Source organism: Clostridium sp. (genome assembly GCF_051656525.1).
In the GTDB taxonomy this organism is placed as follows: domain Bacteria; phylum Bacillota; class Clostridia; order Clostridiales; family Clostridiaceae; genus Clostridium.
Genome location: NZ_JBOGCC010000304.1, coordinates 1 through 1,482, shown reverse-complemented (window position 1 = coordinate 1,482; position 1,482 = coordinate 1). Strand labels below are relative to the sequence as shown.

2 protein-coding genes are annotated in these 1,482 nt (G+C 33.7%); both read right to left on the bottom strand.

Annotation, left to right across the window (positions count from 1 at the left end; translation table 11 throughout):
* Positions 1 to 322: phosphoglycerate kinase (pgk, locus tag ACRDDY_RS15340; RefSeq protein WP_438565812.1), on the bottom strand; the 322-nt coding region annotated here is incomplete at its 3' end.
* A gap of 112 nt (positions 323 to 434) precedes the next feature.
* The gene (gene gap, locus ACRDDY_RS15335) at positions 435 to 1,439 is read right to left on the bottom strand and encodes a type I glyceraldehyde-3-phosphate dehydrogenase (RefSeq protein WP_438565811.1); all 1,005 of its coding nucleotides are present in this window, start codon (positions 1,437 to 1,439) and stop codon (positions 435 to 437) included.
* Positions 1,440 to 1,482: the final 43 nt, after the last annotated feature.

Here is a 1,482-nt window from a genome sequence, read left to right as displayed (position 1 = left end):
CTACAGCAGCTTTAGCGTTTTCACCAACAACATTGTCGTCAGCTGCAAATACTACTTCTTTACCTAACATTTCGCTTAATCTTTTAGCAACTGGTGCTAATGATAATTCAGCTTTTGGCTCTCCTTTTGGTTTACCCATGTGTGAACAAAGGATAACCTTAGCTCCGTTTTTAACTAAATATTCTATAGTTGGCATAGCACCTACTAATCTATTTTCATCAGTTATAACACCATCTTTTAATGGTACGTTAAAATCACATCTTACTAAAACTTTTTTACCTTTTACTTGGATATCTTCTACAGTTTTTTTATTGAAGTTCATTCTCTTTCACCTCTTAAATATATTTATGCATTTTAAAATAGTCTGGCCTTATAGCCTTATACTACAAAACCAGACTTATAATTTTTCTCTTTAACTATCTAATTAATTTAGATTACTTTAAGTTAGCGAAGTATCCTAAAGTTCTGATTAATTGGTTAGTGTATGACATTTCGTTATCATACCATGAAGCAACTTTAACTAATTGTTGTCCGTTAACTTCCATAACTTTAGTTTGAGTTGCATCGAATAATGATCCGAAGCTTGTTCCTATAATATCACATGATACTATTGGATCTTCAGTATATCCATAAGACTCGTTTGCAGCAGCTTTCATAACAGCGTTAATTTCATCAGCGCTAACTTTTTTGTCTAAAATACATACTAACTCAGTTAATGATCCAGTTATTGTTGGAACTCTTTGAGCGTTTCCATCTAATTTACCAGCTAATTCTGGAATAACTAATCCGATTGCTTTAGCAGCACCAGTTGAGTTAGGAATGATTGAAGCAGCAGCTGCTCTAGCTCTTCTTAAATCACCTTTTGCGTGTGGAGCATCTAAAGTATTTTGGTCATTAGTGTATGCATGAATTGTAGTCATGAAACCTTCTTTTAATCCAAAGTTTTTGTTTAATGCGTCAGCCATTGGAGCTAAACAGTTAGTTGTACATGATGCACCTGAGATAACTGTATCAGCTGCTTTTAATATTTCGTGGTTAGTGTTGAATACAACTGTTGGAAGGTCGTTTCCAGCTGGAGCTGATATAACAACTTTCTTAGCACCTGCTTCGATATGAGCTGAAGCTTTTTCTTTTGAAGCGAAGAATCCAGTACACTCTAAAACGATGTCTACTTTTAATTCTCCCCAAGGTAAGTTTTTAGGATCTCTTTCTGAAGTTACTTTAATTTCTTTTCCATTAACTACGAAAGCTCCTTCTTTAACTTCGATTTCTCCGTTGAATCTTCCTTGTGCTGAATCATATTTGAATAAGTGTGCTAACATTTTAGCATCTGTTAAGTCATTGATTGCTACTACGTTGAAGTTTTCTGGTTGTTCAACCATTAATCTTAACGCTAATCTTCCTATTCTTCCGAAACCATTAATTGCTACATTTACCATTGTAAATACCTCCTAAAATAGCTAAAAATTGCTTTTATAAAAA

Excerpts from the sequence above, each read along its gene's own strand:
- gap (WP_438565811.1), bottom strand. The coding sequence starts at position 1,439 with ATGGTAAATGTAGCAATTAATGGTTTCGGAAGAATAGGAAGATTAGCG.